The organism is Vibrio sp. CyArs1, assembly GCF_022432925.1.
Taxonomy (GTDB): domain Bacteria; phylum Pseudomonadota; class Gammaproteobacteria; order Enterobacterales; family Vibrionaceae; genus Vibrio; species Vibrio mediterranei.
On sequence record NZ_JAKRBO010000010.1, the window covers coordinates 88,453 to 113,527 of the forward strand.

Genomic DNA, 25,075 nt, shown 5'->3' on the forward strand with positions numbered 1-25,075 from the left:
TAGTAGGGTTTGTTGTTTTAGACACCAGATTAATTGAAGAGTGACGACGGGATGGCTGATAACGAAATGAAAGCAAAAGCACACTATGATGTATTTAATGGCGATGCCGATGGTATTTTGTCATTGCTGCAATTGCGATTAGCTCAGCCGAAAGAAACACAGCTGATCTCAGGGATTAAGCGTGATATTGCGCTGTTACAACGAGTCCCCGTCGCAGAAGCAGGCTCTGTTACAGTGCTCGACATCTCCATGGATAAAAACCAAAACGCCTTAGATGAGCTTTTGGATCATGATGTTCCTATTACTTATATCGATCACCACAAAGCATCAACTATTCCCCACAGCGATATTTTGGATGCGCACATCGACCTTGATGCCAATACGTGCACCGCACTGATTGTAGATAAGCTATTACAAGGCCAGTATCGAACTTGGGCGATTGCTGCGGCCTACGGAGATAATATGTTGAGTAGTGCTGAGCATTTAGCGAATGAGCTTAAACTCACGCACGAGCAACGACACTTTCTCAAGCAATTAGGAACCTTGGTGAATTACAACGGTTATGGAGAGAGCTTAGCTGATCTGCATTTTGACCCAGTCATCCTTTATCAGGCGTTATTGGCGTACCCTGACCCGTTTGATTGCCAGAAAGACGCCTCTTCTCCGTATTATACTCTTAAATCGGCGTTTGAGAGTGATGAAATAGCGTTAGAGGGAACGGAAACTGTCTTTGAGTCGGACATCTTGAAAGTGGTAAAGCTGCCAGCAACGCCAGCGGCGAGGAGAATGTCGGGGACTTGGATAAATCGCTTGGCGAATGAAGCGCCTGACCAAGCTCATATTTCGTTAGTGCCGAGAAGCGGCTCGAGCAAAAGCGCTAGTTATACCGTTTCAGTCAGGGCTCCGCAGAACAATAAGCAAGGCGCTCCTGAGGTTTGTAGTCAGTTTGCCACAGGTGGTGGGCGAGAGGCGGCAGGGGGCATCAATGAGTTGCCGGAGCATGAGGTAGAGCGACTGATTCAAGTCGCTCAAGAGTGTTATCGCTAAGTACCCACACTTGGCTTTACGTTATCGTTTTAGCCAGCTTTTTGGGTTTTGTACTTTACTGTTGCGGCGGATTTCGAAATACAGCGATGAGCTTGATTGACCGCCCGTGTCACCAGCAAGTGCGATGGTCTCTCCTGCGGAGACTTTATCCCCTTCTTTTTTCAGCAATGTCTGGTTATAACCATAAAGCGTCATATCACCTTTACCATGGTCCAATAGTACTACCAGTCCGTAGCCGCGTAGATAGTCGGCGAAGACGACAGTACCAGAATAAACAGACTTTATAGATTCTCCGTAATTAGCTTGAATAACCATGCCTTTCCAGTTCACTTGTCCAGTTTGCTTGGTCCCAAAGCTATGTAGAACTTTCCCTTTCACCGGCCAAGGCAGCTTACCTTTCTGTCGAGCCAGACCATCCATAGGTACTTGATTGCGCTTAGCGGCTTTGGCAATTTCCGCCTTCAAGCGTGTTTCATTACGTTGCAGTTCAGCTAGGTAGGTCTTATCGCTTGAGATGCTCTTTCTGATTTTAGATACCGTACTTTTGCGACTGGCTTGGTTTTTCGAAAGAGAGTTTCGCTTGTCTTTTTGTTGCTCGAGTAATTGTGCAATTTGATTACGTTCAAGCTCAAGGGCACGTTCACTCTCTGCCAGCTCCAGTTCAGTTTGTGCTAATTTCTCCAAAGTCTCAGCACGTGCTTTGGCAAGATATTGGTAGTACTGGCTAATACGGTCTTCATCTGGATTTGTACTAAACACACTCGAGGCTGAGTTGTTCTGCTTGGTCACGTAATAGGTTTGCACCAACTCGGCGAGGATCTTTTGCTGCTGTTTTTTCTGCTCGGTGAGCTCTTCGACTTGTTGATGAAAACTATCGAGGTTGCGATTAGCTTGAGCAAGTTGAGCGGTGGTCGATTTTATCTCTTTCTCAATGTTGGAAATGCCGACTTCTTGTTGACGCAAAGACTTTTGTAATTTATCGAGCTCTTTTTGCTGCGCAGACAGTTCTTTCTGTTGGCGTGTAATTTCGCTCTTTACGCCAGTCAGTTCATTTTGGTTGGCTAAAGTGAGAGTCGGGTAGGTAACAAGCCCGATGCTAAGAATCCATGCCGATATAGAGGGGATGAAAGGCGTTTTATTATTGGGTTTCATTCTACTTCCGTTAAAAATACCGACCAAGTCTGTTCGTGCCCAGATGCGCAACCACCATTATATCCACACTTAGGGCCAGAGGTGCAAGCATACAAAAACGCCGATGCGTATGCACCAGCGTTTTATCAAGCTTATGTCATTACTTTGCGAAGCTGATTACTTAACCAGTACGTCGCCAGACATTTCTGCTGGAATTTCCATGCCAGTCATAGAAAGCATAGTTGGAGCTAGATCAGACAGCTTACCACCTTCTTTGAACTCAACCGCTTTATCACCAACGTAGATCAGCGGTACTGGTAGGTTAGTGTGAGCAGTGTGAGTACCACCTGTCTCAGGGTCCACCATCATTTCAGCGTTACCGTGGTCAGCAGTGATCAGCATTTGACCGCCAACTTCTTTAATCGCTTCAACCACCTTACCTACACTTGCGTCTAGAGCTTCAATCGCTTGCTCAGCAGCTTCGTATACGCCTGTATGGCCAACCATATCTGCGTTTGGATAGTTACAGATAATAGTGTCGTATTTACCTGACTTGATAGCCGCAACCATTTTTTCAGTCAGCTCTTCAGAGCTCATCTCTGGTTGTAGGTCATAAGTAGCCACTTTTGGAGAAGCAACAAGTTGACGCTCTTCGCCGTCAAATTCGGTCTCAACACCACCGTTAAAGAAGAAGGTTACGTGTGCGTACTTTTCTGTCTCAGAAATACGTAGCTGAGTTTTGCCTGCTTTAGATAGCCACTCACCGTAAGTGTTTTCAAGAGAGGCTGGTGGGAATGCACACGCAAGTGGGATATCAGCTGCGTATTGAGTCAGCATAACGAAGTCAACCGCTGGGAAGACTTTACGCTCGAAACCTTCAAATGCAGGTACGAATGCACGAGTAATTTCACGAGCACGGTCAGCACGGTAGTTCATGAAGATAACGGCATCGCCATCAACGATAGCAGCTGACTCTTGGCCTTCTGCACGAATTTCTGTTGGTGCAACGAATTCATCGTTTTCATCACGAGAGTAAGCCGCTTCTAGACCTGCAACTGCAGAATCAAATGTGAAGGCACCTTCTGCTTGAGTCAGTAGGTCGTACGCTTTTTCTACGCGATCCCAGTTGTTATCACGATCCATTGCATAGTAACGACCAACAAGAGACGCTACACGGCCTTTGCCTAGCTCTGCAAATAGAGCGTCAAAACGTTGCAGTGAACCTTCCGCGCTACGTGGTGGTGTGTCACGACCGTCTAGGAAGCAGTGTAGGTAGATTTTCTCTGCGCCACGCTCTGCTGCCATTTTCACTGCAGCGTAGATGTGATCTTCGTGAGAGTGAACGCCACCTGGAGACATAAGACCCATTAGGTGAACCGCTTTACCTGCTGCGATAGCTTTATCCATTGCCGCAACAAGGATTTCGTTTTGACCGAATTCACCGTCAGTAATAGATTTTGTGATGCGAGTAAGGTCTTGGTATACCACGCGACCAGCACCAATATTGGTGTGACCCACTTCTGAGTTACCCATTTGACCATCCGGTAGACCTACGTCCATGCCAGAAGCCGAAATTAGTGTACGTGGATTGTTTGCCCACAAGCCGTCCATAACTGGAGTTTTTGCGTTGTTGATTGCGTTGCTTGCGTTGTCTTCACGGTAACCCCAACCGTCAAGAATCACTAGAGCCATTGGCTTCTTAGCTGACATAGTTATAACCTCGTCAAATCGATAGTAACTTTACAGAAAACAAATTAGCGTAATTTTACTACACTTTTTAACCAAAACTGTAGTGGCAGATCAAATAATGTTTGTGATTGCCGTTACTTGTTTTCAGTTTTGGACAGTTGAAACCACTAATAGTTTTCCGCGTGAGGTAATCATAGACGCTATTTTTGGATGATTCCTCGCCTTTGTTTCTATTAATACGCCTTTACTAGCAGGTTTGGCTAATTGGTTTTCTCTATCTCTGCAATAGTAATGTCGCCTGGGTTGAGGAGAGGGATCTCAATTCTTTGTTCGAAACATTTTCCCCTCTCGCCAGAGCACGACTAAGCCGCTATACTCCTCGACTGATTTAATGTTCAACTATTAAGAGCGCAAGCTATGCAAGAGTATTTAGAATTTTTTCAACAAAACATGATCATGGCACTAGTGTGGGTTGCACTATTCGTCGCTCTGATTGCCAACATCTTCAAATCAGCAAATGCTGCATATAAAGAAGTATCGGCTGCGCAAGTGACTCATATGATGAACCGTGAGAATGGTTTAGTGGTTGATATTCGTTCAAAAGACGACTTCAAGCGTGGCCATATTACTGACTCGGTAAATGTGCTGCCGTCTGATATTAAGTCAGGTTCAATCCCAAGCCTTGAAAACCATAAATCAGACCCAATCATTGTTGTATGTAAGACTGGTCAAACAGCGCAAGAGAGCGCGAATCTGCTAGCTAAAGCAGGGTTTGAGAAAGTTTACTTGCTGAAAAATGGTCTGACGGCATGGAGCGAAGCGAACCTGCCACTGATCAAAGGCAAAAAGTAATCGAGAATTTTGAGTAATTTCGCGGCAGTTATGACTAAGGGATGTGATAAGTGCCACGGAATTAACGGCTCGCCTAGTCATAGAAGATTGGCTCGGATAGTCTGCAAGACAACTCATAAACGTTTTTGACAATTTTAGACGTATTTAAGGAAAAACATCATGGCTGAAGCAGCTCCACAAGAAGCACAACAAAACTTCGCAATCCAACGCATCTTTCTAAAAGACGTATCTTTTGAAGCGCCAAACTCGCCAGATATGTTCCAGAAAGATTGGAACCCAGATGTTAAGCTAGATCTTGACACTCAAAGCCGTGAACTAGGCCAAGGCATCTATGAAGTTGTTCTTCGCCTAACTGTGACTGTGAAAAACGCAGAAGACACAGCATTCCTATGTGAAGTTCAACAAGGCGGTATTTTCACTGCTGAGCAGATGGAAGCAGGTCAACTTGCACATTGCTTAGGCGCGTTCTGCCCGAACATCCTATTCCCATATGCTCGTGAAACTATTTCTAGCCTAACGATGAAAGGTACGTTCCCTCAACTGAACCTAGCGCCAGTTAACTTTGACGCTCTGTTCATGAACTACCTACAACAGCAAGCTCAACAAGAAGGCCAAGCAGAAGCTTAAGCCTTTTTCGCAGAACATATTTTCTGCACGAGTAAGCGAAGTGAATAGACTTAGCTAATAAAAATGCACAGCGCATCGCGATGTGCATTTTTTATTTGCTCCGTACGGAGTAGACTAACTACATTGAGCCATAACGAAAATTTGGTGGTGTTATGAATAACGCATATGGAAAAGAAATCGCAATGACCGTTATCGGTGCCGGTTCTTATGGAACCTCATTGGCGATCTCTCTTGCTCGTAACGGAGCAAACGTGGTGATTTGGGGACACGAGCCTGAACACATGGCGAAGCTTGAAGCAGACAGAGCCAATCATGAGTTCTTGCCTGGGATTGAATTTCCAGAAACGTTGATTGTCGAGTCTGACTTGAACAAAGCCGTTCAAGCCAGTCGCGATCTTTTGGTTGTGGTACCGAGCCATGTATTTGGTATTGTGCTTAACAGCATCAAGCCTCATCTTCGTCAAGACAGCCGCATCTGCTGGGCAACCAAGGGGCTAGAGCCTGAAACGGGTCGACTGTTGAAGGATGTTGCTCATGACATTATTGGTGATGACTATCCGTTGGCAGTGCTTTCTGGACCTACTTTTGCCAAAGAGTTGGCGGCGGGACTTCCAACTGCGATTGCCGTGGCTTCTCCAAATGCTGAGTTTGTGGCTGATCTTCAAGAAAAAATCCACTGTAGTAAAACCTTCCGTGTTTATGCCAACGATGACTTTACTGGCATGCAATTGGGCGGTGCGGTGAAAAACGTGATTGCGATTGGTGCAGGTATGTCGGACGGCATCGGTTTTGGTGCAAACGCACGTACCGCGTTGATTACCCGAGGTCTAGCTGAAATGACACGTCTAGGTGCTGCCTTGGGTGCTAAGCCGGATACCTTTATGGGTATGGCAGGTCTTGGTGATCTAGTACTGACTTGTACTGATAACCAGTCTCGTAACCGCCGTTTTGGTTTGGCACTTGGTCAGGGTAAAGATGTGGATACGGCTCAGACAGAGATCGGTCAGGTTGTTGAGGGTTATCGCAATACCAAAGAGGTATGGTTGTTATCTCAGCGCATGGGTGTGGAAATGCCAATTGTTGACCAAATCTATCAAGTACTGTATCAAGGTAAAGACGCAAGACTTGCAGCGCAAGATTTGCTTGCTAGGGATAAAAAAGCGGAGCAGCAATAACGCTCTGTTGGTGATTGAGTACCAGTCGTAGGACAAGAAATGAAACACTGTGAAAAAAAGAATGTCTGGGAGTGCATTGTAAGAGAAGCGCGCGAACAAGCAGAGCAAGAGCCGATGCTTGCGAGTTTCTATCATGCCACCATAATCAACCACGAAAGCTTTGGTGCAGCATTAAGCTACATTTTAGCCAATAAGCTGAAGACTGCGTCAATGCCAGCAATGGCAGTACGTGAAGTGGTTGAGCAAGCGTTTAATGCTGATCCATCAATTACTGATGCAGCTGCTTGTGACATTTGTGCGACAGTGAACCGAGATCCTGCGGTTGCCATGTACTCAATGCCGCTACTTTATCTGAAAGGCTACCATGCACTACAAGGCTATCGTGTCGCCAATTGGCTGTGGAACCAAGGGCGTATGGCTCTTGCGACCTATTTACAAAATCAAATATCCGTTGCGTGTCAGGTAGACATCCACCCTGCGGCTCGCATTGGTAAAGGAATCATGCTTGACCACGCCACAGGCATTGTTATTGGTGAAACCGCTGTCGTTGAAAATGATGTTTCCATCTTGCAGAACGTCACACTAGGCGGTACCGGTAAAGAGTGCGGTGATCGACATCCTAAGATCCGTGAAGGCGTTATGATTGGCGCTGGGGCGAAGATTCTAGGTAATATTGAAGTCGGTAAGGGAGCCAAAATTGGTTCTTGCTCTGTGGTACTTCAACCAGTACCTCCGCATACTACTGCTGCTGGTGTTCCTGCAAAGATTGTCGGTAAACCGAAAACCGATAAACCATCACTAGATATGGATCAGCAATTTAACGGTAAGTCACAAACCTTTATGGGCGGTGATGGTATTTAAACAAGCCTGAGAAATGAATCAAAAACGTAGAGCCAAGGTATCAGCCTTGGCTTTATTTTTAACTGGCTTGGTACAGATGTTTTTTTCTCACACCAAGCGCATAAAGATACGCCAATACTCCGCCCAGAACATTACCGACTGCAACGCCAATAAACATGCCTTCGACATCATAATAATGGCTACCTAGGGCCGCGGCTGGCAAGGTGAAGACAAACAGTCTCATCGCACTCCACATAAAGGCTTTGTTCGGTTCGTGTAACGCATTCATACCACTACCCAGCATCATGATGATCCCTTGGAATCCATAGCTGAATGGTACTACGAGTAAGTAATGCCAAAGAATGTCTCTTACGGCTTGTTCTTGGGAAAACAGCGCAGAAATTGGAATGCTGAGTGGTACCATCATTGCGAAGATAAACAGCTGGAATACGATCGAAAACCGCATACTCAAAAATAAGCCAGCAAAACTTCGATCAGGCTGTTTGGCGCCAAAGTTCTGTGACATAAATGGCGTTAGTGCAGAGCTTAGCGAGATTAAAACCAAAATTAGAATCGACTCAACGCGCTGTGCAGCTCCATAAGCGGCGACCGCAGCGGTGCCATGAGAAGACAGCATCTTCATTAAAATTGCACCTGAGATCGGAGACATGGCCGTTGATAGCCCTGATGGTGTTCCAATGCGTAATATAGCGATCCAATCTTGCCAAATTTCCGTAGGTTTGAGCTTACCCAATAACTTTTCGCGTTTGATGAGCACAAACAGTGATCCAGACAGCGCTCCAAACCAAGCAATGCCGCTAGCAATGGCAGCACCTTGAATACCCAACTCTGGGAAAGGGCCTATGCCAAAGATCAACAGAGGGTCGAGCACGCCATTTATGAAACCGGACAGCATCATGATCTTTGCGGGGGTTTTGGTATCACCAGTAGCTCGAATCGCACTGTTTCCCGCCATCGGAATAACCAGCAATGGTACCGTTAAATACCAGATCACCATGTACTCGCTGATTAATGGAATGATGTCATCGCTAGCTCCAAGCAGTTTAAATAGTGGCTCTATGGTCAGCAGCCCGAATGCTGAAGCAATGGTCACAAGTACCACCGCGAGTAGTAATCCGTGCGTGGCAAAACGAGCCGCGTTTTGAGTATTTCCTTGTCCCAGTAATCGCCCAATATTGGTAGAGAGTCCCATACCAATACCCATGGTGATGCAATTGACTCCAAACGTAACCGGAAAAGTAAAGCTGATAGCGGCCAGTGCTTGTGTACCAAGCAGCGATATAAAGAAGGTATCAACGAGGTTAAATGCCAAGATTGCAACCATGCCAAATACCATAGGAACAGTCATGTTTCTAAGGACAGTAGAGATGGGAGCGGAAAGTAGGCCGTGTTTATCTTGCATGGCATTCAGTGCTGATGAAACAGGCGCTTAGAATACAGCAATTGATGAGTTGGTGCGAGAATGGGTTTGGTAAGGAAGGTCATTCACTAGCCAAAGCTCATTTTCGTTATTTTTGTCACAATTTTTTGTCATGCTGCCCTTGGGATCGTAGAAAACGCCCCCAACATATTCAACACAAGGCCTTGAAGGCTATCTAATAAGCTAAATGGAAAATAATCAGGAGAATCGACCGATGAATATCCGTCCTCTACACGACCGAGTTATCGTTGAGCGCCAAGAAGTTGAATCTAAATCTGCTGGCGGCATCGTTCTAACTGGTTCTGCTGCAGAAAAATCGACACGTGGTACTGTTTTGGCTGTGGGCAAAGGCCGCATTCTAGAAAACGGTACAGTACAGCCATTGGACGTGAAAGTAGGTGATACGGTTATCTTTGCTGAAGGCTACGGCACGAAAACAGAAAAGATCGACGGTAAAGAAGTTCTGATCATGTCTGAAAATGACATCATGGCTATCGTTGAATAATTAAGTAGACGTTGAGTAATTTTTTACTCTAAACAAGCTATCCACTGAATTTAGATAAGGAAATAACAATGGCTGCTAAAGACGTTAAGTTTGGCAACGACGCACGAATCAAAATGCTAGAAGGTGTAAACGTTCTAGCTGACGCAGTAAAAGTTACGCTTGGCCCTAAAGGTCGTAACGTAGTTCTAGATAAATCTTTTGGTGCACCAACCATCACTAAAGATGGTGTATCTGTAGCGCGTGAAATTGAACTGGAAGACAAGTTCCAGAACATGGGCGCACAAATGGTGAAAGAAGTTGCTTCTCAAGCTAACGATGCTGCAGGTGACGGTACAACAACTGCTACTGTATTGGCTCAATCTATCATTTCTGAAGGCCTAAAAGCGGTTGCTGCTGGCATGAACCCAATGGACCTTAAGCGTGGTATCGATAAAGCAGTTGCAGCTGCGGTTGAAGAGCTAAAAGCTCTGTCTGTTGAGTGTAAAGACACCAAAGCGATTGCTCAGGTTGGTACTATCTCTGCAAACTCTGACTCTACGGTTGGTAACATCATTGCCGAAGCAATGGAAAAAGTAGGTCGTGATGGCGTTATTACTGTTGAAGAAGGTCAGGCTCTACAAGATGAGCTAGACGTAGTAGAAGGTATGCAGTTCGATCGTGGTTACCTATCTCCTTATTTCATCAACAACCAAGAAGCTGGTAGCGTTGATCTAGAGAGCCCGTTCATTCTTCTTATCGATAAGAAAGTGTCGAACATCCGTGAACTTCTACCAACTCTTGAAGCAGTAGCTAAAGCATCTCGTCCGCTGCTTATCATTGCAGAAGACGTAGAAGGCGAAGCGCTAGCAACACTTGTTGTGAACAACATGCGTGGTATCGTAAAAGTAGCGGCGGTTAAAGCACCTGGTTTCGGTGACCGTCGTAAGTCTATGCTTCAAGACATCGCTATCCTAACTGGCGGTACAGTAATTTCTGAAGAAATCGGTCTAGACCTTGAGAAAGTGACGCTAGAAGATCTAGGTCAAGCTAAGCGTGTAACCATCACTAAAGAAAACTCAACCATCATCGATGGCGCGGGTGAAGAAGCGATGATTCAAGGTCGTGTTGCACAAATTCGTCAACAAATCGAAGAAGCAACGTCTGACTACGATAAAGAGAAACTTCAAGAGCGTGTCGCTAAACTTGCTGGTGGTGTAGCTGTTATCAAAGTTGGTGCTGCAACTGAAGTTGAAATGAAAGAGAAGAAAGACCGAGTAGAAGACGCACTTCACGCTACTCGTGCTGCTGTTGAAGAAGGCGTAGTGGCTGGTGGTGGTGTTGCACTTATCCGTGCGGCATCTAAAGTTGCTGGTCTTGAAGGTGACAACGAAGAGCAAACAGTGGGTATCCGCGTTGCACTTCGCGCAATGGAAGCACCAATTCGTCAAATCACTGCAAACGCAGGTGATGAAGAGTCTGTAGTAGCGAACAACGTGAAAGCGGGTGAAGGTAGCTACGGTTACAATGCAGCAACGGGTGAGTACGGCGATATGCTAGAGATGGGCATTCTAGACCCAACAAAAGTAACGCGTTCTGCACTTCAATTTGCTGCATCTGTTGCTGGTCTAATGATCACAACGGAAGCAATGGTAACAGATATTCCTCAGAAAGATGCTCCAGCAATGCCTGATATGGGCGGTATGGGTGGCATGCCTGGTATGATGTAATCCGCATCAGAATGTTCTGACAAGCCGAAGGGAAACCTTCGGCTTTTTTGTATCTGGTTCAATAATAACCAAGTAATTTGTGAGAATGTTGCTGAATATGACATTTCACTGACAAATCGTATGGTTGTCCTTTTTAGCATCGTCTAAACTTATTATTCGACAACAAGAAAATGTCAGTGGAGACAATATAATGAAAAAAGTCATTTCAGCCCTAGCAGTGGCAGCAGCGGTAGCTTCACCAATGGCGTTAGCAGACAGCACGCCAGTTATGTTCTCATCACTAAACGGCTTTAACGCACCAGATGCAAATGCAGTTGGTGGTGTTCGTTTAGCAGTACTTCATGGTCAAGTGAATGAAGTAAAAGGTGTCGACTTCTCTGTACTAGGTATGTCTGAAACTCAACGTACAACAGGTGTGAACTTCGGTCTATTCTTCGGTGCGTCTAAAGTAACTCAAGAGATGAAAGGTGCTTCTCTAGGTATCTTCAACTGGAATACTGGCTCAACAACGGGTGTTAACCTTGGTGCCGTTAACGTTACTAACGATGTGAAAGGTCTGAACTGGAGTGCAGTCAACTACTCTGAAGGCTATACAATGGCTGATATCGGTCTTGCAAGCTTCTCAAACAAATCTAACTTCCAGTTTGGTTTCTTCAATAAAACCAACACAATTGACGGTGTTCAGATTGGTCTGATCAACTGCGCAGATAATGGTTTCTTCAAGTGCTTCCCAATCATCAACTTTGCGAAGTAATTTGAACTAATTTGTCAAAAAAGCCCTGATTAATCAGGGCTTTTTTATTTTCTCATTCGATTACGATTCTGCATGGTCTGATGAACGCCGCGACGTAAGCTTTTAAAGCTGCTTTCAATCTTATCTACGCCTAATAGGACCGTTAATGCCAAAACGGTTAGAATGATCGATTCTTTATGATGACCGAGTCCAATCATCATTCCTAACCCTGCCAAAACCCAGATAACGGCCGCTGAGGTTACGCCATGAATTTTCCCGTCTTGAGTCATCATCACCCCCGCACCTAAAAAGCCAACGCCAGTAATGATTTGCCCTAATACTCGCGCTTGATCAAGCGTGTTCGGAGAAAGGGATACGGCCATGGACATAAACAAGTACGTACCCGACACAATCAGAATCGCAGTACGAATACCAACAGGTTTTCCGCGTGTTTGGCGTTCGAGGCCTACTAAGGCACCGTTGAGCATACAAGCCCCAAGTGCAGGCCATGAAAAAGGCCCTAAGTCGAGCAGTTGTGCATTGAATAACTGTGTCAGTTCCACATTGCCTCCTAAAAAGCGCAGTATCTGACTATTAGACCGTCTGATCGAACAAAAATATTTTGTCGAGACGAAAAAGGTTACTCGAGATGTAAATCCAGTGGTGTCTTGCTGGCTCTACCGCCTTCTTCTCGCGTCAGTTTAGGGACTAAATACCCAGACACTCGTTTAATCAGCCCTTGAATGATGGCTTTGGCGTCGTCATCGCTAATAAAGAAGTGTGCCGCGCCTTGAACCTTATCCAACACGTGAAGGTAATAAGGCAATATACCCACAGAAAACAGCGCATGACTGAGCTCAAACTGAGCATCAACAGAATCATTGACACCTTTTAGCAGTACTCCTTGATTCAACAATGTTGTGCCCGTGTCTTTAATACGTGCCATTGACGCAGAGAATTCAGAATTCACTTCATTAGCGTGGTTGATATGCGTTACCAAAATGGTATTCAGTCGAGTCTGTTTAAGAAGCTGACACAACTCTTCTGTAATGCGCTTTGGGATCACCACAGGTAATCTGGAGTGAATGCGAAGTGTTTTTAAATGATGAATAGATTCTGCTTTTTGAACAAGCCATGCTAACTCAGAATCTTTGGCCATCAGTGGATCGCCGCCAGACAAAATGATCTCGTCGATCTCTGGATGAGCCGCAATATAGTCGAGTGCGACTTGCCAGTTAGCTTTACCGCCTTTGTTATCTTCGTAGGGGAAATGACGACGGAAGCAGTAGCGACAATTCACAGCACAGCCACCTTTGACAATTAGTAGTGCGCGATTGTGGTACTTGTGTAGTAGACCGGGCACCGCTGCATCTTGCTCTTCTAAAGGATCTTCAGAGTAACCGTTGTGGACTTCAAACTCTTGGCTTAATGGTAAAACTTGCCTTAATAGAGGGTCGTACGGGTTGCCTTTTTCCATACGATCGACAAAGCTTTGTGGAACACGCATCGGGAAAAGACGTCGAGCGGTTAAGCCGTTTTCCCACGGAGTCGCATCAATTTCTAGCTGCTTAAGCAGTTCATAAGGGTCTGAGATCGCATTCGATAGCTGTTTGAGCCAGTTTTGCTCAACAGAAACAAGATTTCGGGTTATGATAGGCGACATTAAATTTTAACTCGAAGAACACTAAGAGGATACAATGGCTACTGTTAGCACGAATGAATTTAAAGGCGGCCTTAAATTAATGCTGGATAACGAGCCTTGCGTAATTCTAGAAAACGAATACGTGAAGCCAGGTAAAGGTCAGGCATTCAACCGCGTAAAAATTCGTAAGCTACTGTCTGGTAAAGTTCTAGAGAAAACCTTCAAGTCTGGCGAAACTGTTGAAGTTGCTGACGTGATGGACATCGATCTAGATTACCTATACACAGATGGTGAATTCTACCACTTTATGAACAGCGAAACATTCGAACAAATCGCTGCGGAAGTTAAAGCTGTTGGCGATAACGCGAAATGGTTGGTAGAAAACAACACTTGTATGATTACTCTTTGGAATGGTAACCCAATTACCGTGACTCCGCCTAACTTTGTTGAGTTAGAAGTAACTGAAACCGATCCAGGTCTAAAAGGTGATACGCAGGGTACTGGTGGTAAACCAGCAACACTAACAACAGGTGCTGTTGTACGTGTACCGCTATTCATCCAAATCGGTGAAGTGATTAAAGTTGATACTCGTACAGGTGAGTACGTAGGCCGCGTTAAGTAAGCTTACTCTTTGCTGTATGAAGAAAAGGTCGCTTAGGCGACCTTTTTTAATGGAAGCGAATTACTCTTGTGGTCGCCAGCTTAATGCACTGGCTACGGTGCCAAGCGCTAAGGTGTCCATTTCTGCTTGAGGTAGATTGGCTAAGGTTTGTAATGTAATCGCACCGTTGATTTGTGCTGCGGCGACCTCGACGCTACCACGGCTAAAACTATAACCAAGTGGATTATCGACACTCATCATTAAGCCTTCACCATCGTGGATGGATTCCGCGTTAAAATGGGTGCTGTCTAAGCGAATGAAGCCAGTTTCTTTTTTAGCGGTGGACAAACTAATGGCTTCCGACTTTCTGGCCATTTGATACTCACCAACCGACTTACCATTTTCGCTGATCTCACAAACATAGGGACCGTTACCACCGAACGAGAAGCTGCCAAGGTCGACGCTGGTACCGCCACCACTGCAAACGAGCGTCCAAGTTTTACCGTTATCCTTGCGGGTCACCTCTGCAACCATCTCTCCTTCTTTGGTATTAATGGTATTGAATCAAGAGCTAGTGGAAGCACTGCGCGAGTATTTACCTTGATACAATCCGGCAAGATCAAAACTGCCCTCAGGACCAAAGCCCCAAAATGTACCATCCGTTTTAAGCATCAGTTTTGGTTGAGCTGCCACGGCATCTGATGTGGTCATATTAACGGTAGAACCACACCCAAAAAGTGCACTAGAAATAAGCAGTGCGCAAATAGACTTCTTCATTGTTACATCTCTTTTTTATTATCAAGCGGCGCGGATTGTATAGAGAGAGTTGGGTTCTGCGTGTAAGCATTTGTCTTCTTAAATGCTGAGTCACAAAAAAACTGGCAATAAAAAAGGCAGCGATATCGCTGCCTTTGAGGTTTGTGTCTGTTGCTTAGATCATAAAGATGAAGATAACAGACAGTGCGCTGATTAAGCCTGCAAAGAAGTAGCAAGCGATTTTACCTGCTACGCCCGCGTGGATTTTCAGATCGTGCATACCGTGATGCAGGCGGTGCATCGCATGCCACATTGGAAGCGCTAATGTGGCTATGATGAATAGGGCACCAATGATGCTTGTAGCAAAATCTGCGACACGTTCATAACTCATCGCTTCTGGGCTAATAATGCCCATTGGCACTAGAATACCAAGCACAAGTACCGTTACTGGTGTAATCATGGCAAACCAAGTACCACCTGCACCAAATAGTCCCCACCATACTGGTTCGTCAGAGCGTTTTGGGTTTTGATTAATCACGATTCACTCCTTATACAATGATGAGAACGACTAGTGAGATAGCGGCTACCGCTGCCCACTGAGTAAGAACGATGGTTTTCTTTTCGACCAGTTTGCCTTTCAGCTTGATCGGCATAACTTGCGGCATCATGCTAAAGAAAGTTTGAGCATGGAATAGACTGCCTGCGAGTGCCACGATGTTAATCGCGATGACGATAGGGTTTGCCATAAACTCCAGCCAACCTTGCCAAGCTTCAGGGCCTTTCACTAATGCACCCAAACCAAAAGTCAGGAAGGTAGTGAATAGAATAAGAGGCAGTACCGTCGCTTCACGCAACATATAGAAGCGATAGAATGGATGGTTTTTCCACCACGTGCGTTTGATTTCACGAACATAAGGTTTTCTGTTACTCATTCTACGCCTCCTGTGGTTTTAGCATTGCAATGACGAAGTCTTTAGAAGACTCCACTTTACCTTGGTTAACCGCTGCTGCAGGGTCAACGTTCTTCGGACAGACTTCAGAGCAGTAGCCCACAAAAGTACAGCCCCAAGCACCGTTTTCGCCGTTGATCATCTTCATACGCTCTGCGGCACCATTGTCACGGCTATCAAGGTTATAGCGATGAGCAAGTGTCAGAGCTGCTGGACCGATGAACTCTGGGTTTAGACCAAACTGAGGGCAGGCCGCGTAGCAGAGGCCGCAGTTAATGCAGCCAGCAAACTGCTTATACTTCGCCATTTGCTCAGGTGTTTGGATGTTGGTACCATCTTCTGGTTTTCGATCATTACCGATGATGTATGGCTTGATAGCTTCAAGGCGCTCGATGAACGGCGTCATATCGACAATCAGGTCTTTCTCGATAGGGAAGTTAGCCAAAGGCTCAATCTTCAGGCCATTTTGATGGTCACGAAGGAAGCTTTTACAAGCTAACTTAGGCACTCCGTTCACCATGATGCCGCACGAACCACAAATTGCCATACGGCAAGACCAGCGGTAAGACAGATCTTTATCTAGGTGATCTTTGATGTAACCAATCGCATCAAGTACAGACATGGTCTCATCAAACGGAACTTCAAATGTTTGGAAGTAAGGTTCTGAGTCCTTTTCTGGGTCATAACGCAGGATCTCAACTTTCTGAATACGATTAGCTGACATTATGCTTGCTCCTCCGCACTGTTATCTTGAGATGCTTTCGCTTCTGCCGCGGCAGCTTTTTCTGCTGCTTCACCGTATAAGCGCGCTTTAGGTTGAGACTTAGTGATCTTCACATCGCTGTAATCGATGCTTGGCGCGTTATCCTCTTGGAAGAACGCCAGAGAGTGCTTAAGGAAGTTCACATCATCACGCTCAGTACAACCATCATCTAAACGTTGGTGTGCGCCACGTGACTCTTTACGCAGGATAGCGGAGTGAACCATAGCTTCTGCAACTTCAAGTCCATAACCCACTTCAATGGCATAAAGAAGGTCAGTGTTGAACACCTTACCTTTGTCTTTGATGCTGATTTTCTTATAACGCTGTTTGAGCTCAGCAATCTTATCAAGCGTGGCTTGCATTAGATCTTCTTGACGGTAAATACCGCAACCCGCTTCCATGGTGTGACCCATTTCAGTGCGGATTTCAGCCCAGTTTTCATCGCCTTCTTGGTTCATTAGTGCAGCAATACGAGCTTCAACAGCTTCAACTTGTTGTGCGATAGCAGCGTCATCCCAGCCTTTAAACGCTTTGGCACGCTCTACAGCTTGTTCACCTGCAACACGGCCAAATACCACGAATTCAGCTAGAGAGTTAGAGCCTAGGCGGTTAGCACCGTGCAGACCAACAGAAGCACATTCGCCCACAGCAAATAGGCCTTGAATACGTGTTTCACATTGACCATTGGTTTCAATACCACCCATGGTGTAGTGAACGGTAGGACGGATTGGAATTGGCTCTTTCGCTGGGTCAACGTTCACATAAGCTTTTGCAAGCTCACAGATAAACGGTAGACGCTCCTGTAGATACTCTTCACCAAGGTGGCGAAGATCGAGATGCACAACATCACCAAGTGGATGCTTGATCGTGTTGCCTTTTTGCTGTTCGTGCCAGAATGCTTGTGAAACTTTGTCACGAGGACCCAGTTCCATATATTTGTTCTTCGGCTGGCCAACTGGCGTCTCAGGACCCATGCCGTAATCTTGTAGGTAGCGGTAACCATTCTTGTTAACGATGATACCACCTTCACCACGACAGCCCTCTGTCATCAGGATACCTGTACCAGGAAGACCGGTTGGGTGATATTGAACAAACTCCATGTCACGTAGTGGTACACCATGACGATAGGCCATCGCCATGCCGTCACCTGTTACGATACCGCCATTGGTATTACAGTGATAAACGCGGCCAGCGCCACCTGTTGCAAGCACAACAGACTTGGCTTTAATGGTAACCAGTTCACCTTCAGACATATGAATAGCAATCAGACCTTGAACCTCGCCTTCAACGACAAGTAGGTCAACCACAAAGTATTCGTCAAATCGTTTGATTTGCTCATACTTCATCGAAGTCTGGAACAGAGTGTGTAGCATATGGAAGCCGGTCTTATCAGCGGCAAACCATGTACGTTCAACCTTCATACCACCGAAACGACGAACGTTAACTTCGCCATTTTCCTTACGGCTCCATGGGCAACCCCATTGTTCCATTTGGATCATTTCACGTGTGGCATTTTCTACGAAATATTCGACAACATCCTGTTCACAAAGCCAGTCACCACCACCAACAGTATCGTTGAAGTGGTTATCTAGGCTATCTTCATCCTTGATTACAGCTGCAGAACCACCTTCCGCGGCCACAGTATGTGAACGCATTGGGTAGACTTTAGAAATCAGAGCAACTTCCATTTCTGGGTTTGCTTCTGCTGCTGCAATGGCAGTACGAAGACCGGCGCCGCCTGCGCCGATGACTGCGATATCTGTGGTAATTGTTTTCACAGTTATCCTCCAGTGTGTGAGAGCGAGTTAGCTCGCGAGTTATAATTAAATGCTTAAGTAAGCTTTTATAGAGTAAGGTTTTATATTAGATAAGCTGTATGGCAAAAAAATTGATTGAGTTAGGTTTTTGCTCCGGAAATGCAAAGAGAAGCATAGTATTTATATGATGTGTGATTAAAATCACGCGTTATTGAGTAGAAATCTCCACAATCGTATAATTATCAATAAACAGAGCTAATGAGTTTAATTATGATTTGCAATGAGTGGCAGCCCACAGCATCTGTGGCTTTGCTGAAAAAAAGAGCGCAAATAATCCATTCAATACGAGACTTTTTCCTATCAAGGAATGTAATGGAAGTGGATACGCCCGCTATGAGTCATGCGACCGTGACAGATATCCATTTACATACGTTCCAAACGGAGTTTGTTGGGCCGGGTTATGCGGATGGTCGTAAGCTGTATTTTATGACTAGTCCTGAGTTTCATATGAAGCGTTTGTTGGCGGCGGGCAGTGGCTCTATTTATCAAATCAATAAAGCATTCCGCAATGAAGAAAGCGGTCGCTACCACAACCCTGAGTTCACCATGCTTGAGTGGTATCGCGAAGGCTTTGACCACCACCAGTTAATGGATGAAATGGATGAACTGTTAAGGATGGTGTTGGCGTGTGATGGCGCTGAGCGAATGACATATCAACAGGCTTTTATGACCCACTTAGGAGTGTGTCCGCTAGTAGCGAGTATGCCAGAACTCCGAACGGCGGCTGGAAGCTTAGGGCTAAGTGATATTGCGGATAAAGAACAAGATCGAGATACGCTATTGCAATTGCTTTTTAGCATGGGAGTCGAAACCAAGATTGGCCAAGTCGTTCCTGCGTTCGTGTATGACTTTCCTGCCTCACAATCTGCTCTGGCTAAGGTCAATCCAAACGATGAGCGTGTTGCGGATAGATTTGAAGTCTATTTTAAGGGCATAGAACTAGCGAATGGTTTTCATGAGCTAGACAACCCAAACGAACAATTAGCTCGCTTTGAAGAGGATAATCGTAAGCGTCAGCAAATGGGACTTCCTCAGCAGCCAATTGATTACCATTTAATAGATGCACTAAAGTCAGGCATTCCTGCATGTGCTGGCGTTGCTTTAGGTATTGACCGCCTCATTATGTTAGCACTTGGTGCAAAACATATTGATGAAGTGGTTGCGTTTCCGTTCCCGCGCGCTTAACTGACCAATATGCTGGTGCCCGCGACAGCTAATAGGGCACCTAACCAAGCATATTTATTGGGGCGCTGCTTGGTGTACAACCAAAGTAGTGGCAGCACCATAATCGGCGTGGTCGAAGAAAGCAAAGCGACCATCCCCACATTTCCGGTTTGCAATGCAAACAGAATGAGCGTCATGCCTACCGCCATCGCTAAGAAACCGTTAAGTGCCGTAATACCAAATATCGACCAAGTAATAGGGTTAATGCTCTTAGCGTGTCGAGCCCCGGTAAATAGAAACAAGCTATGGGCGATAAAAGCGGTGATCATACGTATGGCAGAGGCAGCGACAGGGTCCACTGAAGTTTGCATCACGGGCTTGGCAATAATTCCACCAAGAGCCTGACATAAGGCTGCGGTGATACCAAGTCCTACACCAAACCACACATTACCTTTGATGGTTTCGAGTTCGCTGGCTTTATGGTTACTCTTCCCACGTCGCCCAAAGAAAATAGCCGTAGCAACCCCGGAGAAAACTAAAGCGGAGCCGACCAACTCTAACGATGTCATGGTTTCTGCAAATAAGAAGTAACCTAATACCGCCGAGAACACGGCGTGGCAGGAAAATAGTAGCCCTGCTTGTCTCGGTCCCATACGGTTTAGGCAGGCGAACAGGGCGGTATCGCCTATAAAGATACCAATAAGCCCAGAGAGCATCATCGGTGTAATATGACTGGCTTCTACGCTTGACCAGCCACCAGTAATGGCAGCCATCGTGGAGAGTATGATTGCGGTACAACCCATGCGCCAGCGACTATAGGAAAAGGATCCTAGATGCTTGGCCGGGGTGACGGAAATAATGCTAGATACCGCCCATAAAAAAGCGGCGATCAACGCCAGCCATTCAAATCCCATTGTTATCCCTAACGTGTATTATCCCTGTTAATTCATTAGGTTTTACTATGGCACGGTGAAAACTGCAATGAAATCCTCTTACTTGTAAGCAAGAGGATTTCATTCACCTATGATCAGGTGAGGATGAGCGTTGCTGCATAGACTATGAGCAGGCCGATTACACCAATGATAAGACCGGTTTTTGCCATGTCTTTACTTTCTATAAGCCCGGTTGAGTACGCCAAGGAGTTTGGTGGTGTGGACACTGGCAAAATCATACCGAGGGATGCTGAGAATGCGACCACCACGAGCAACCCTTGTAAACCGCCAATGCTGGCTAAGCTTTCCATTGATGCACCGATTGCCGCCGCGATAGGCATTAACAGGTTTGCGGTTGCGGTATTGGACATAAAGTTAGCCATTAACCAACAGACAATCGACAGCGTAATCACGACAGCAAATGGAGAGAGGGACTCGTAATCAATGGCATGCGCTAATGCTGCAGCCAGTCCGGTTTTATCCAAACCAATCCCAATGGCGATACCACCCGCGACTAACCAAAGTACGTCCCAGTTAATGAGCTTCAGTTCATCTTTACCCATGATGCCTGTTAGCGTAAATACAGCAAGTGGAATGATAGAAACTACATAGGTATTCATGCCATGAAGCTTGGTGGTCATCCATAGTAGTATCGTTGTGGCAAAGGTGACATAGACAACCATAGCCCGCCAGTTTCTCTGGAAAGCGCCTTCCAGTTTGAGCACCATTTTGTCTTCAGAAGATGGAAACAGTTTCTGCAGTAGGAACCAAGCTAATGTGAGCTGAACGATGACAAACGGTAGTCCCATCATCATCCATTGCAAGAAATCAATCGTGTTTTCACCAGTAAGATATTGCAGCGCGATAGCGTTTGGTGGTGTTCCGATCGGAGTGGCAATCCCCCCGGTGTTGGCGGCTATCGGAATACAAAGTACTAAAGCTTTGATACCCAAGTCACCTTTGGGTGCTGAGGCTACGATAGGACCAAGAAGGGCTAACATCATGACTGTTGTTGCGGTATTAGACATGAACATTGAGAACACAGCCGTAATCAACATTAACCCTAGCATAATGAACTTAGGCTGCTGTCCAAAAGGTTTAAGCAGTACGCGAGCTAGGTTGTTATCAAGTTCGTATTTTGAAGCGGCGATCGCAAGCGCGAAGCCGCCCATAAACAGAATAATAATAGGTGATGAGAAAGCACTGAAAATATCGGTGTAAGCCATCAGTTCACCAAGTTCATGACCTGCTGGTGGCGTGCGGAATAAGTGAAGTCCTTTGTCAGAAATCATGATCAACTCAAGCGCAATGATCAAAATTGAGGTGGCAAAGACTGGTACTGGCTCGAGTACCCATAGCAAAGCGGCAAGTAAAAAGATGGCTAATAATCGGTGCTGAATCAGCGTGAGGTCATCAATCGGAATCCAATCAATAGGCATCATCAGGACGCCTAACGGCACTAAAAAGCAGATGAATAGCTTTATGAGTGTCCCAGTATGTATCTTCGGCATAGGGGCGGTCACCATGGTGGATATTTAAACTGCACCTAGGTTAAAAGATATTCTACTTGGGGTCTTAGACTGGTATTAAAGTTTTGAAAAGTCGAGGGAAGATTCGTAAGGTGTTTTGCTTTGCGTCAAAACCTGAATGGCTATTTATCACGGGATTTTAAAGTGAAGTATCGTTATATCATCTAAACAAAAAACGGTGCCTAGGCACCGTTTAAGTTTGTTATTCGTCGTCTTGTAACACACTTTCCGTTTGGTTTTGCTGATGAGCGTATGGGGTGCCCATAACCGTTGGCGCGTTATTCTGCATGCTGTCATCAAAGCGAATGCTGTCTTTAGCAAATAAGTTGATGACCGTTGAGCCCAGTTTGAAGCGACCCATTTCTTCGCCTTTCTTCAGTACGACTGACTTATCACCTTCTGCAGGGTAGTCCCAGGTGTAAACAGTATTACCGCGAGGTGGTGTTACTGTGCCAGCCCAGATAAGCTCAATACTGCCCACGATTGTTGCCCCAACCAGTACTTGAGCCATTGGCCCAAACTCAGTATCGAAAATACACACAACGCGCTCATTTCGGGCGAATAGGTTTGGTACATTTTCGGCTGTCAATGGGTTTACAGAGAACAGATCGCCTGGAACATAAATCATCTGACGCAAGGTGCCATCGCATGGCATGTGCACTCGATGGTAGTCTCTAGGCGATAGATAGAGAGTCGCAAACTCGCCTTCAGCAAATTCAGCCGCTAAATCAGCATTGCCACCAAGTAGCTCCTGCGCGGTATAGTCGTGGTTCTTCGCTTGGATGAGCTTACCATCTGTGATTGGCCCAAATTGGCTCACGCATGCGTCTGCAGGATGGGAAATCACCGTTTCACCTTCAGCAATTGGACGCATTCCTGGTTTCAGCTCACGCACAAAAAACTCATTGAAGGTTTTAAAGTGAGCCGGATCTGCGTGCAAAGCTTCGTCCATATTGACGTTATATTGCTTGATAAACCAACGAATGATCGCTGTTGTTAGACCGCCTGCTTTTGCTGATGCCAGTTTACCTACCAAACGGGTCAAGCCGTGCTGAGGTATCCAGTATTGCAGTCCAACTTTAATCTTATCCATTGTTTACTATTCCAACATTAATTGAGTGTTATTAATTCAGGGCGCGAGATACTAATGTAATTCGCTCTAAATGTCAGCAATTTGTGAATGATACACGGTCAGAGTGTTAATCTCGCCCATGTTCTAGGGTTATCACAAATCGGCTTTTTTGTTTCTTGAATATTGTCGGTTCGCTTTGCCTTCGCTCATGCTATCGATAATTCGATGGTAGTTATCAAAGCGTACTTGGTCGATTTTACCTTCTTCTACCGCTTCACGAAGAATGCAACCAGGATCATCAAGGTGTTTACAGTCCCTAAACTTACAACCACCTAGATAGGGCTTGAACTCAACAAATGCTTCGGTGACTTCATTTGGTTCCAAGTGCCACAAGCCAAACTCACGTACCCCTGGAGAGTCGATAAGATCGCCGCCTGATGGGAAATGGTACAATCTTGCTGCTGTCGTGGTGTGTTGGCCTAAACCAGAGTTAGTGGAAACTTCACCTTCCTCTACATCGAGTTCTGGCATCAGGGCGTTAACCAAGCTTGATTTGCCGACACCAGATTGACCAACAAAAATATTGATCTTGTCTTTTAGGTGGGCCTCGAGCTCTTCGATGCCTTCGCCACTTTCCTTACTGACCAACAGTACTTTGTAACCGATGTTCTTGTAGACATCTAAAAGTTGGTAAAACGTCTCGCGATCTTGCTCTGGAAGTAGGTCTATTTTATTTAGAACCACAAGTGGCGCGATTTCTAATGTTTCAGAGGCAATCAAATAGCGATCAATGATGTTTAAAGATAACTCTGGCACTACAGCAGAGACGATCACCATTTGGTCAACATTTGCTGCTACGGGCTTGAGACCGTCATAGTAGTCAGGTCTAGTTAGCATTGAGGTTCGTGGCTCTACAGCTTCTACAACGCCAGAAATACCATGCATAGATTCAAGGCCAACTCGCCATTTAACGCGATCGCCAGACACCAAAGATTCAATGCCGCGTCTTAGGTTACAGCGGTGAATTTCTTTAGTTTCGAGATCTTCAATGTCGGCATGCTGCCCAAAACGCGTGATAACTAGCCCCTGCTTGACTGCACCAAGCATGGTTTCATCCCACTGGAGCGTTTCTTCCTTTGCCAGTTTTTTCTTTTGGTTGCTGCGTACACGACGCACCTGACCTTTGGTTAGTTTTTTCTTTTTCGCCACGATATTTCAATGATGCAATTTGCATCAAACCATTTGGGTTACTGAATTTAATTTCGGTATAGTACCTCTTTTAGCAGAAAACAAATAGACGAGGGCATTATGTCTTTCAGTGATGACAACTTGATCTGGGTTGATTTGGAGATGACAGGACTGGATCCTGAGCAACACAAAATTATCGAAATCGCCAGTATAGTGACGGACAGCGAGTTAAACATTCTTGCTGAAGGCCCAGTAATCGCCATACACCAATCGGATGAAGAGTTGGCCAAAATGGATGATTGGTGCACTAATACCCATACTGCAAGTGGGCTGGTGGCTCGCGTTAAAGACAGTGAGTATGATGAAGCGGAAGCCATTAAACAAACCATCACGTTTTTAGAGCAATGGGTACCAAAAGGAAAATCACCGATTTGTGGCAATAGTATTGGTCAAGACCGACGTTTTCTCTACAAACATATGCCGGAACTTGAAGAGTATTTCCATTACCGATACGTGGATGTCAGTACGTTAAAAGAATTGACTCGTCGTTGGAAACCGGAAGTCCTTGATGGTTTTTCTAAACAAGGAACCCATCTAGCGTTGGATGACATTCGTGAGTCTATTGCTGAACTCAAATATTATCGTGAGACTATTTTTACTATCTGATCTTCGAATATTTGTTAAAAAGATAAGTTTAGGGCTGTAGCTGGCGGAAAAATAACGTATTTTTGTGTGCTTTTTCATCAAACGAAAAAAAAGTTGGTTTTTTTGCTGATAAGGACTTGCATCACAAAAAAATGCTCTTATAATTCGCAGCCCTGAACGACGAAAGACGTTCAATGCGACACTAGCTCAGTTGGTAGAGCGCAACCTTGCCAAGGTTGAGGTCACGAGTTCGAACCTCGTGTGTCGCTC

24 protein-coding genes, 1 tRNA gene and 1 pseudogene are annotated in these 25,075 nt (G+C 45.5%); 12 read left to right on the forward strand and 14 right to left on the reverse strand.

Features of this window, described 5'->3' with window-relative positions:
• Positions 1–51 precede the first annotated feature (51 nt).
• Complete coding sequence (locus MMA19_RS22670; protein ID WP_240207297.1) at positions 52–1,047, forward strand: DHH family phosphoesterase; 996 nt, start codon at positions 52–54, stop codon at positions 1,045–1,047.
• Positions 1,048–1,068: 21 nt separating this feature from the next.
• Here MMA19_RS22670 and MMA19_RS22675 read toward each other — a convergent pair whose 3' ends face one another.
• Entirely contained in the window at positions 1,069–2,199 is a 1,131-nt protein-coding gene (locus MMA19_RS22675) for a murein hydrolase activator EnvC (protein WP_240207298.1), read from the reverse strand.
• A 156-nt stretch (positions 2,200–2,355) separates the two neighbouring features.
• Positions 2,356–3,888 carry a 2,3-bisphosphoglycerate-independent phosphoglycerate mutase gene (gpmM, locus tag MMA19_RS22680; protein ID WP_240207299.1) on the reverse strand — a complete coding sequence of 511 codons (1,533 nt, stop codon included), beginning with the start codon at positions 3,886–3,888 and terminating at the stop codon, positions 2,356–2,358.
• Positions 3,889–4,284: 396 nt separating this feature from the next.
• Between gpmM and MMA19_RS22685 the strand changes: the two genes are divergently transcribed.
• The 4 genes from MMA19_RS22685 to cysE all read left to right on the forward strand — a co-directional run bounded on the left by MMA19_RS22685 (position 4,285) and on the right by cysE (position 7,382).
• Positions 4,285–4,719, forward strand: a complete 435-nt coding sequence (locus MMA19_RS22685) for a rhodanese-like domain-containing protein (protein WP_031493039.1) — start codon at positions 4,285–4,287, stop codon at positions 4,717–4,719.
• 159 nt (positions 4,720–4,878) lie between these two features.
• Positions 4,879–5,346: a protein-export chaperone SecB gene (gene secB / locus MMA19_RS22690; RefSeq protein ID WP_031493038.1), complete on the forward strand. Its 468-nt coding sequence runs from the start codon at positions 4,879–4,881 to the stop codon at positions 5,344–5,346.
• Between the two features lie 152 nt (positions 5,347–5,498).
• On the forward strand, positions 5,499–6,521 hold the full coding sequence (gpsA, locus tag MMA19_RS22695) for an NAD(P)H-dependent glycerol-3-phosphate dehydrogenase (protein ID WP_062461770.1): 1,023 nt from the start codon (positions 5,499–5,501) through the stop codon (positions 6,519–6,521).
• A gap of 39 nt (positions 6,522–6,560) precedes the next feature.
• Complete coding sequence (cysE, locus tag MMA19_RS22700; protein ID WP_038223802.1) at positions 6,561–7,382, forward strand: serine O-acetyltransferase; 822 nt, start codon at positions 6,561–6,563, stop codon at positions 7,380–7,382.
• Positions 7,383–7,440: 58 nt separating this feature from the next.
• On the opposite strand, the gene MMA19_RS22705 is transcribed toward cysE, so the two are convergent.
• Positions 7,441–8,784, reverse strand: coding sequence for an MATE family efflux transporter (locus MMA19_RS22705; RefSeq protein WP_038223800.1), 1,344 nt, complete (start codon positions 8,782–8,784; stop codon positions 7,441–7,443).
• Between the two features lie 232 nt (positions 8,785–9,016).
• On the opposite strand from MMA19_RS22705, the gene MMA19_RS22710 reads away from it, so the two are divergent.
• The 3 genes from MMA19_RS22710 (at position 9,017) to MMA19_RS22720 (ending at position 11,767) form a co-directional block, all read left to right on the forward strand.
• Positions 9,017–9,307 carry a co-chaperone GroES gene (locus tag MMA19_RS22710; protein ID WP_031493033.1) on the forward strand — a complete coding sequence of 97 codons (291 nt, stop codon included), beginning with the start codon at positions 9,017–9,019 and terminating at the stop codon, positions 9,305–9,307.
• Between the two features lie 68 nt (positions 9,308–9,375).
• Complete coding sequence (gene groL / locus MMA19_RS22715; RefSeq protein ID WP_038223798.1) at positions 9,376–11,013, forward strand: chaperonin GroEL; 1,638 nt, start codon at positions 9,376–9,378, stop codon at positions 11,011–11,013.
• A gap of 190 nt (positions 11,014–11,203) precedes the next feature.
• Positions 11,204–11,767 (forward strand): hypothetical protein, encoded by a 564-nt coding sequence (locus MMA19_RS22720; RefSeq protein ID WP_006075442.1) that lies wholly within the window; start codon positions 11,204–11,206, stop codon positions 11,765–11,767.
• A gap of 44 nt (positions 11,768–11,811) precedes the next feature.
• Here the strand turns inward: MMA19_RS22720 and MMA19_RS22725 are convergent, their stop codons facing one another.
• Positions 11,812–12,234, reverse strand: a complete 423-nt coding sequence (locus MMA19_RS22725) for an MgtC/SapB family protein (RefSeq protein ID WP_081836363.1) — start codon at positions 12,232–12,234, stop codon at positions 11,812–11,814.
• Between the two features lie 152 nt (positions 12,235–12,386).
• A complete protein-coding gene (gene epmB / locus MMA19_RS22730; RefSeq protein ID WP_062461776.1) occupies positions 12,387–13,409 on the reverse strand; it encodes an EF-P beta-lysylation protein EpmB in 1,023 nt (340 codons plus the stop codon).
• Between the two features lie 34 nt (positions 13,410–13,443).
• Here epmB and efp point away from each other — a divergent pair, with 34 nt between their 5' ends.
• On the forward strand, positions 13,444–14,010 hold the full coding sequence (gene efp / locus MMA19_RS22735) for an elongation factor P (protein ID WP_006075445.1): 567 nt from the start codon (positions 13,444–13,446) through the stop codon (positions 14,008–14,010).
• Between the two features lie 60 nt (positions 14,011–14,070).
• Here efp and MMA19_RS22740 read toward each other — a convergent pair.
• The 5 genes and pseudogenes from MMA19_RS22740 to frdA form a co-directional block, all read right to left on the reverse strand.
• Positions 14,071–14,766: pseudogene (locus tag MMA19_RS22740) on the reverse strand (hypothetical protein).
• Between the two features lie 154 nt (positions 14,767–14,920).
• Positions 14,921–15,283, reverse strand: a complete 363-nt coding sequence (gene frdD, locus MMA19_RS22745; RefSeq protein ID WP_006075447.1) for a fumarate reductase subunit FrdD — start codon at positions 15,281–15,283, stop codon at positions 14,921–14,923.
• A gap of 10 nt (positions 15,284–15,293) precedes the next feature.
• Positions 15,294–15,677 (reverse strand): fumarate reductase subunit FrdC, encoded by a 384-nt coding sequence (frdC, locus tag MMA19_RS22750; protein ID WP_240207300.1) that lies wholly within the window; start codon positions 15,675–15,677, stop codon positions 15,294–15,296.
• Position 15,678: 1 nt separating this feature from the next.
• The gene (locus MMA19_RS22755; protein ID WP_006075449.1) at positions 15,679–16,419 is read right to left on the reverse strand and encodes a succinate dehydrogenase/fumarate reductase iron-sulfur subunit; all 741 of its coding nucleotides are present in this window, start codon (positions 16,417–16,419) and stop codon (positions 15,679–15,681) included.
• Positions 16,419–18,236, reverse strand: a complete 1,818-nt coding sequence (gene frdA, locus MMA19_RS22760; RefSeq protein ID WP_006075450.1) for a fumarate reductase (quinol) flavoprotein subunit — start codon at positions 18,234–18,236, stop codon at positions 16,419–16,421. Before frdA ends, MMA19_RS22755 begins: the two co-directional genes overlap by 1 nt.
• A gap of 252 nt (positions 18,237–18,488) precedes the next feature.
• Here frdA and epmA point away from each other — a divergent pair, with 252 nt between their 5' ends.
• Positions 18,489–19,460: an elongation factor P--(R)-beta-lysine ligase gene (gene epmA, locus MMA19_RS22765; protein ID WP_240207304.1), complete on the forward strand. Its 972-nt coding sequence runs from the start codon at positions 18,489–18,491 to the stop codon at positions 19,458–19,460.
• On the opposite strand, the gene MMA19_RS22770 is transcribed toward epmA, so the two are convergent.
• The 4 genes from MMA19_RS22770 to rsgA form a co-directional block, all read right to left on the reverse strand.
• Positions 19,457–20,353, reverse strand: coding sequence for a DMT family transporter (locus tag MMA19_RS22770; protein ID WP_038223789.1), 897 nt, complete (start codon positions 20,351–20,353; stop codon positions 19,457–19,459). The two genes, epmA and MMA19_RS22770, sit on opposite strands and share 4 nt — an antisense overlap.
• A gap of 113 nt (positions 20,354–20,466) precedes the next feature.
• Complete coding sequence (locus MMA19_RS22775) at positions 20,467–21,882, reverse strand: SLC13 family permease (protein WP_063604349.1); 1,416 nt, start codon at positions 21,880–21,882, stop codon at positions 20,467–20,469.
• 220 nt (positions 21,883–22,102) lie between these two features.
• The gene (gene asd, locus MMA19_RS22780) at positions 22,103–22,993 is read right to left on the reverse strand and encodes an archaetidylserine decarboxylase (RefSeq protein WP_031494866.1); all 891 of its coding nucleotides are present in this window, start codon (positions 22,991–22,993) and stop codon (positions 22,103–22,105) included.
• A gap of 132 nt (positions 22,994–23,125) precedes the next feature.
• Positions 23,126–24,181: a small ribosomal subunit biogenesis GTPase RsgA gene (gene rsgA, locus MMA19_RS22785; RefSeq protein ID WP_240207301.1), complete on the reverse strand. Its 1,056-nt coding sequence runs from the start codon at positions 24,179–24,181 to the stop codon at positions 23,126–23,128.
• Positions 24,182–24,280: 99 nt separating this feature from the next.
• Here rsgA and orn point away from each other — a divergent pair, with 99 nt between their 5' ends.
• Both orn and MMA19_RS22795 read left to right on the forward strand, forming a co-directional pair.
• Positions 24,281–24,826: an oligoribonuclease gene (gene orn, locus MMA19_RS22790; protein WP_006075671.1), complete on the forward strand. Its 546-nt coding sequence runs from the start codon at positions 24,281–24,283 to the stop codon at positions 24,824–24,826.
• A gap of 175 nt (positions 24,827–25,001) precedes the next feature.
• Positions 25,002–25,074 (forward strand) — tRNA-Gly (locus MMA19_RS22795).
• Position 25,075 lies beyond the last annotated feature (1 nt).

Excerpts from the sequence above, each read along its gene's own strand:
- MMA19_RS22770 (WP_038223789.1), bottom strand. The coding sequence starts at position 20,353 with ATGGGATTTGAATGGCTGGCGTTGATCGCCGCTTTTTTATGGGCGGTA.
- secB (WP_031493038.1), top strand. The coding sequence starts at position 4,879 with ATGGCTGAAGCAGCTCCACAAGAAGCACAACAAAACTTCGCAATCCAA.
- MMA19_RS22705 (WP_038223800.1), bottom strand. The coding sequence starts at position 8,784 with ATGCAAGATAAACACGGCCTACTTTCCGCTCCCATCTCTACTGTCCTT.
- MMA19_RS22725 (WP_081836363.1), bottom strand. The coding sequence starts at position 12,234 with ATGCTCAACGGTGCCTTAGTAGGCCTCGAACGCCAAACACGCGGAAAA.
- MMA19_RS22675 (WP_240207298.1), bottom strand. The coding sequence starts at position 2,199 with ATGAAACCCAATAATAAAACGCCTTTCATCCCCTCTATATCGGCATGG.
- MMA19_RS22670 (WP_240207297.1), top strand. The coding sequence starts at position 52 with ATGGCTGATAACGAAATGAAAGCAAAAGCACACTATGATGTATTTAAT.
- MMA19_RS22710 (WP_031493033.1), top strand. The coding sequence starts at position 9,017 with ATGAATATCCGTCCTCTACACGACCGAGTTATCGTTGAGCGCCAAGAA.
- frdC (WP_240207300.1), bottom strand. The coding sequence starts at position 15,677 with ATGAGTAACAGAAAACCTTATGTTCGTGAAATCAAACGCACGTGGTGG.
- orn (WP_006075671.1), top strand. The coding sequence starts at position 24,281 with ATGTCTTTCAGTGATGACAACTTGATCTGGGTTGATTTGGAGATGACA.
- groL (WP_038223798.1), top strand. The coding sequence starts at position 9,376 with ATGGCTGCTAAAGACGTTAAGTTTGGCAACGACGCACGAATCAAAATG.
- MMA19_RS22755 (WP_006075449.1), bottom strand. The coding sequence starts at position 16,419 with ATGTCAGCTAATCGTATTCAGAAAGTTGAGATCCTGCGTTATGACCCA.
- epmB (WP_062461776.1), bottom strand. The coding sequence starts at position 13,409 with ATGTCGCCTATCATAACCCGAAATCTTGTTTCTGTTGAGCAAAACTGG.
- MMA19_RS22685 (WP_031493039.1), top strand. The coding sequence starts at position 4,285 with ATGCAAGAGTATTTAGAATTTTTTCAACAAAACATGATCATGGCACTA.
- gpmM (WP_240207299.1), bottom strand. The coding sequence starts at position 3,888 with ATGTCAGCTAAGAAGCCAATGGCTCTAGTGATTCTTGACGGTTGGGGT.
- gpsA (WP_062461770.1), top strand. The coding sequence starts at position 5,499 with ATGAATAACGCATATGGAAAAGAAATCGCAATGACCGTTATCGGTGCC.
- cysE (WP_038223802.1), top strand. The coding sequence starts at position 6,561 with ATGAAACACTGTGAAAAAAAGAATGTCTGGGAGTGCATTGTAAGAGAA.
- MMA19_RS22720 (WP_006075442.1), top strand. The coding sequence starts at position 11,204 with ATGAAAAAAGTCATTTCAGCCCTAGCAGTGGCAGCAGCGGTAGCTTCA.
- MMA19_RS22775 (WP_063604349.1), bottom strand. The coding sequence starts at position 21,882 with ATGCCGAAGATACATACTGGGACACTCATAAAGCTATTCATCTGCTTT.
- asd (WP_031494866.1), bottom strand. The coding sequence starts at position 22,993 with ATGGATAAGATTAAAGTTGGACTGCAATACTGGATACCTCAGCACGGC.
- efp (WP_006075445.1), top strand. The coding sequence starts at position 13,444 with ATGGCTACTGTTAGCACGAATGAATTTAAAGGCGGCCTTAAATTAATG.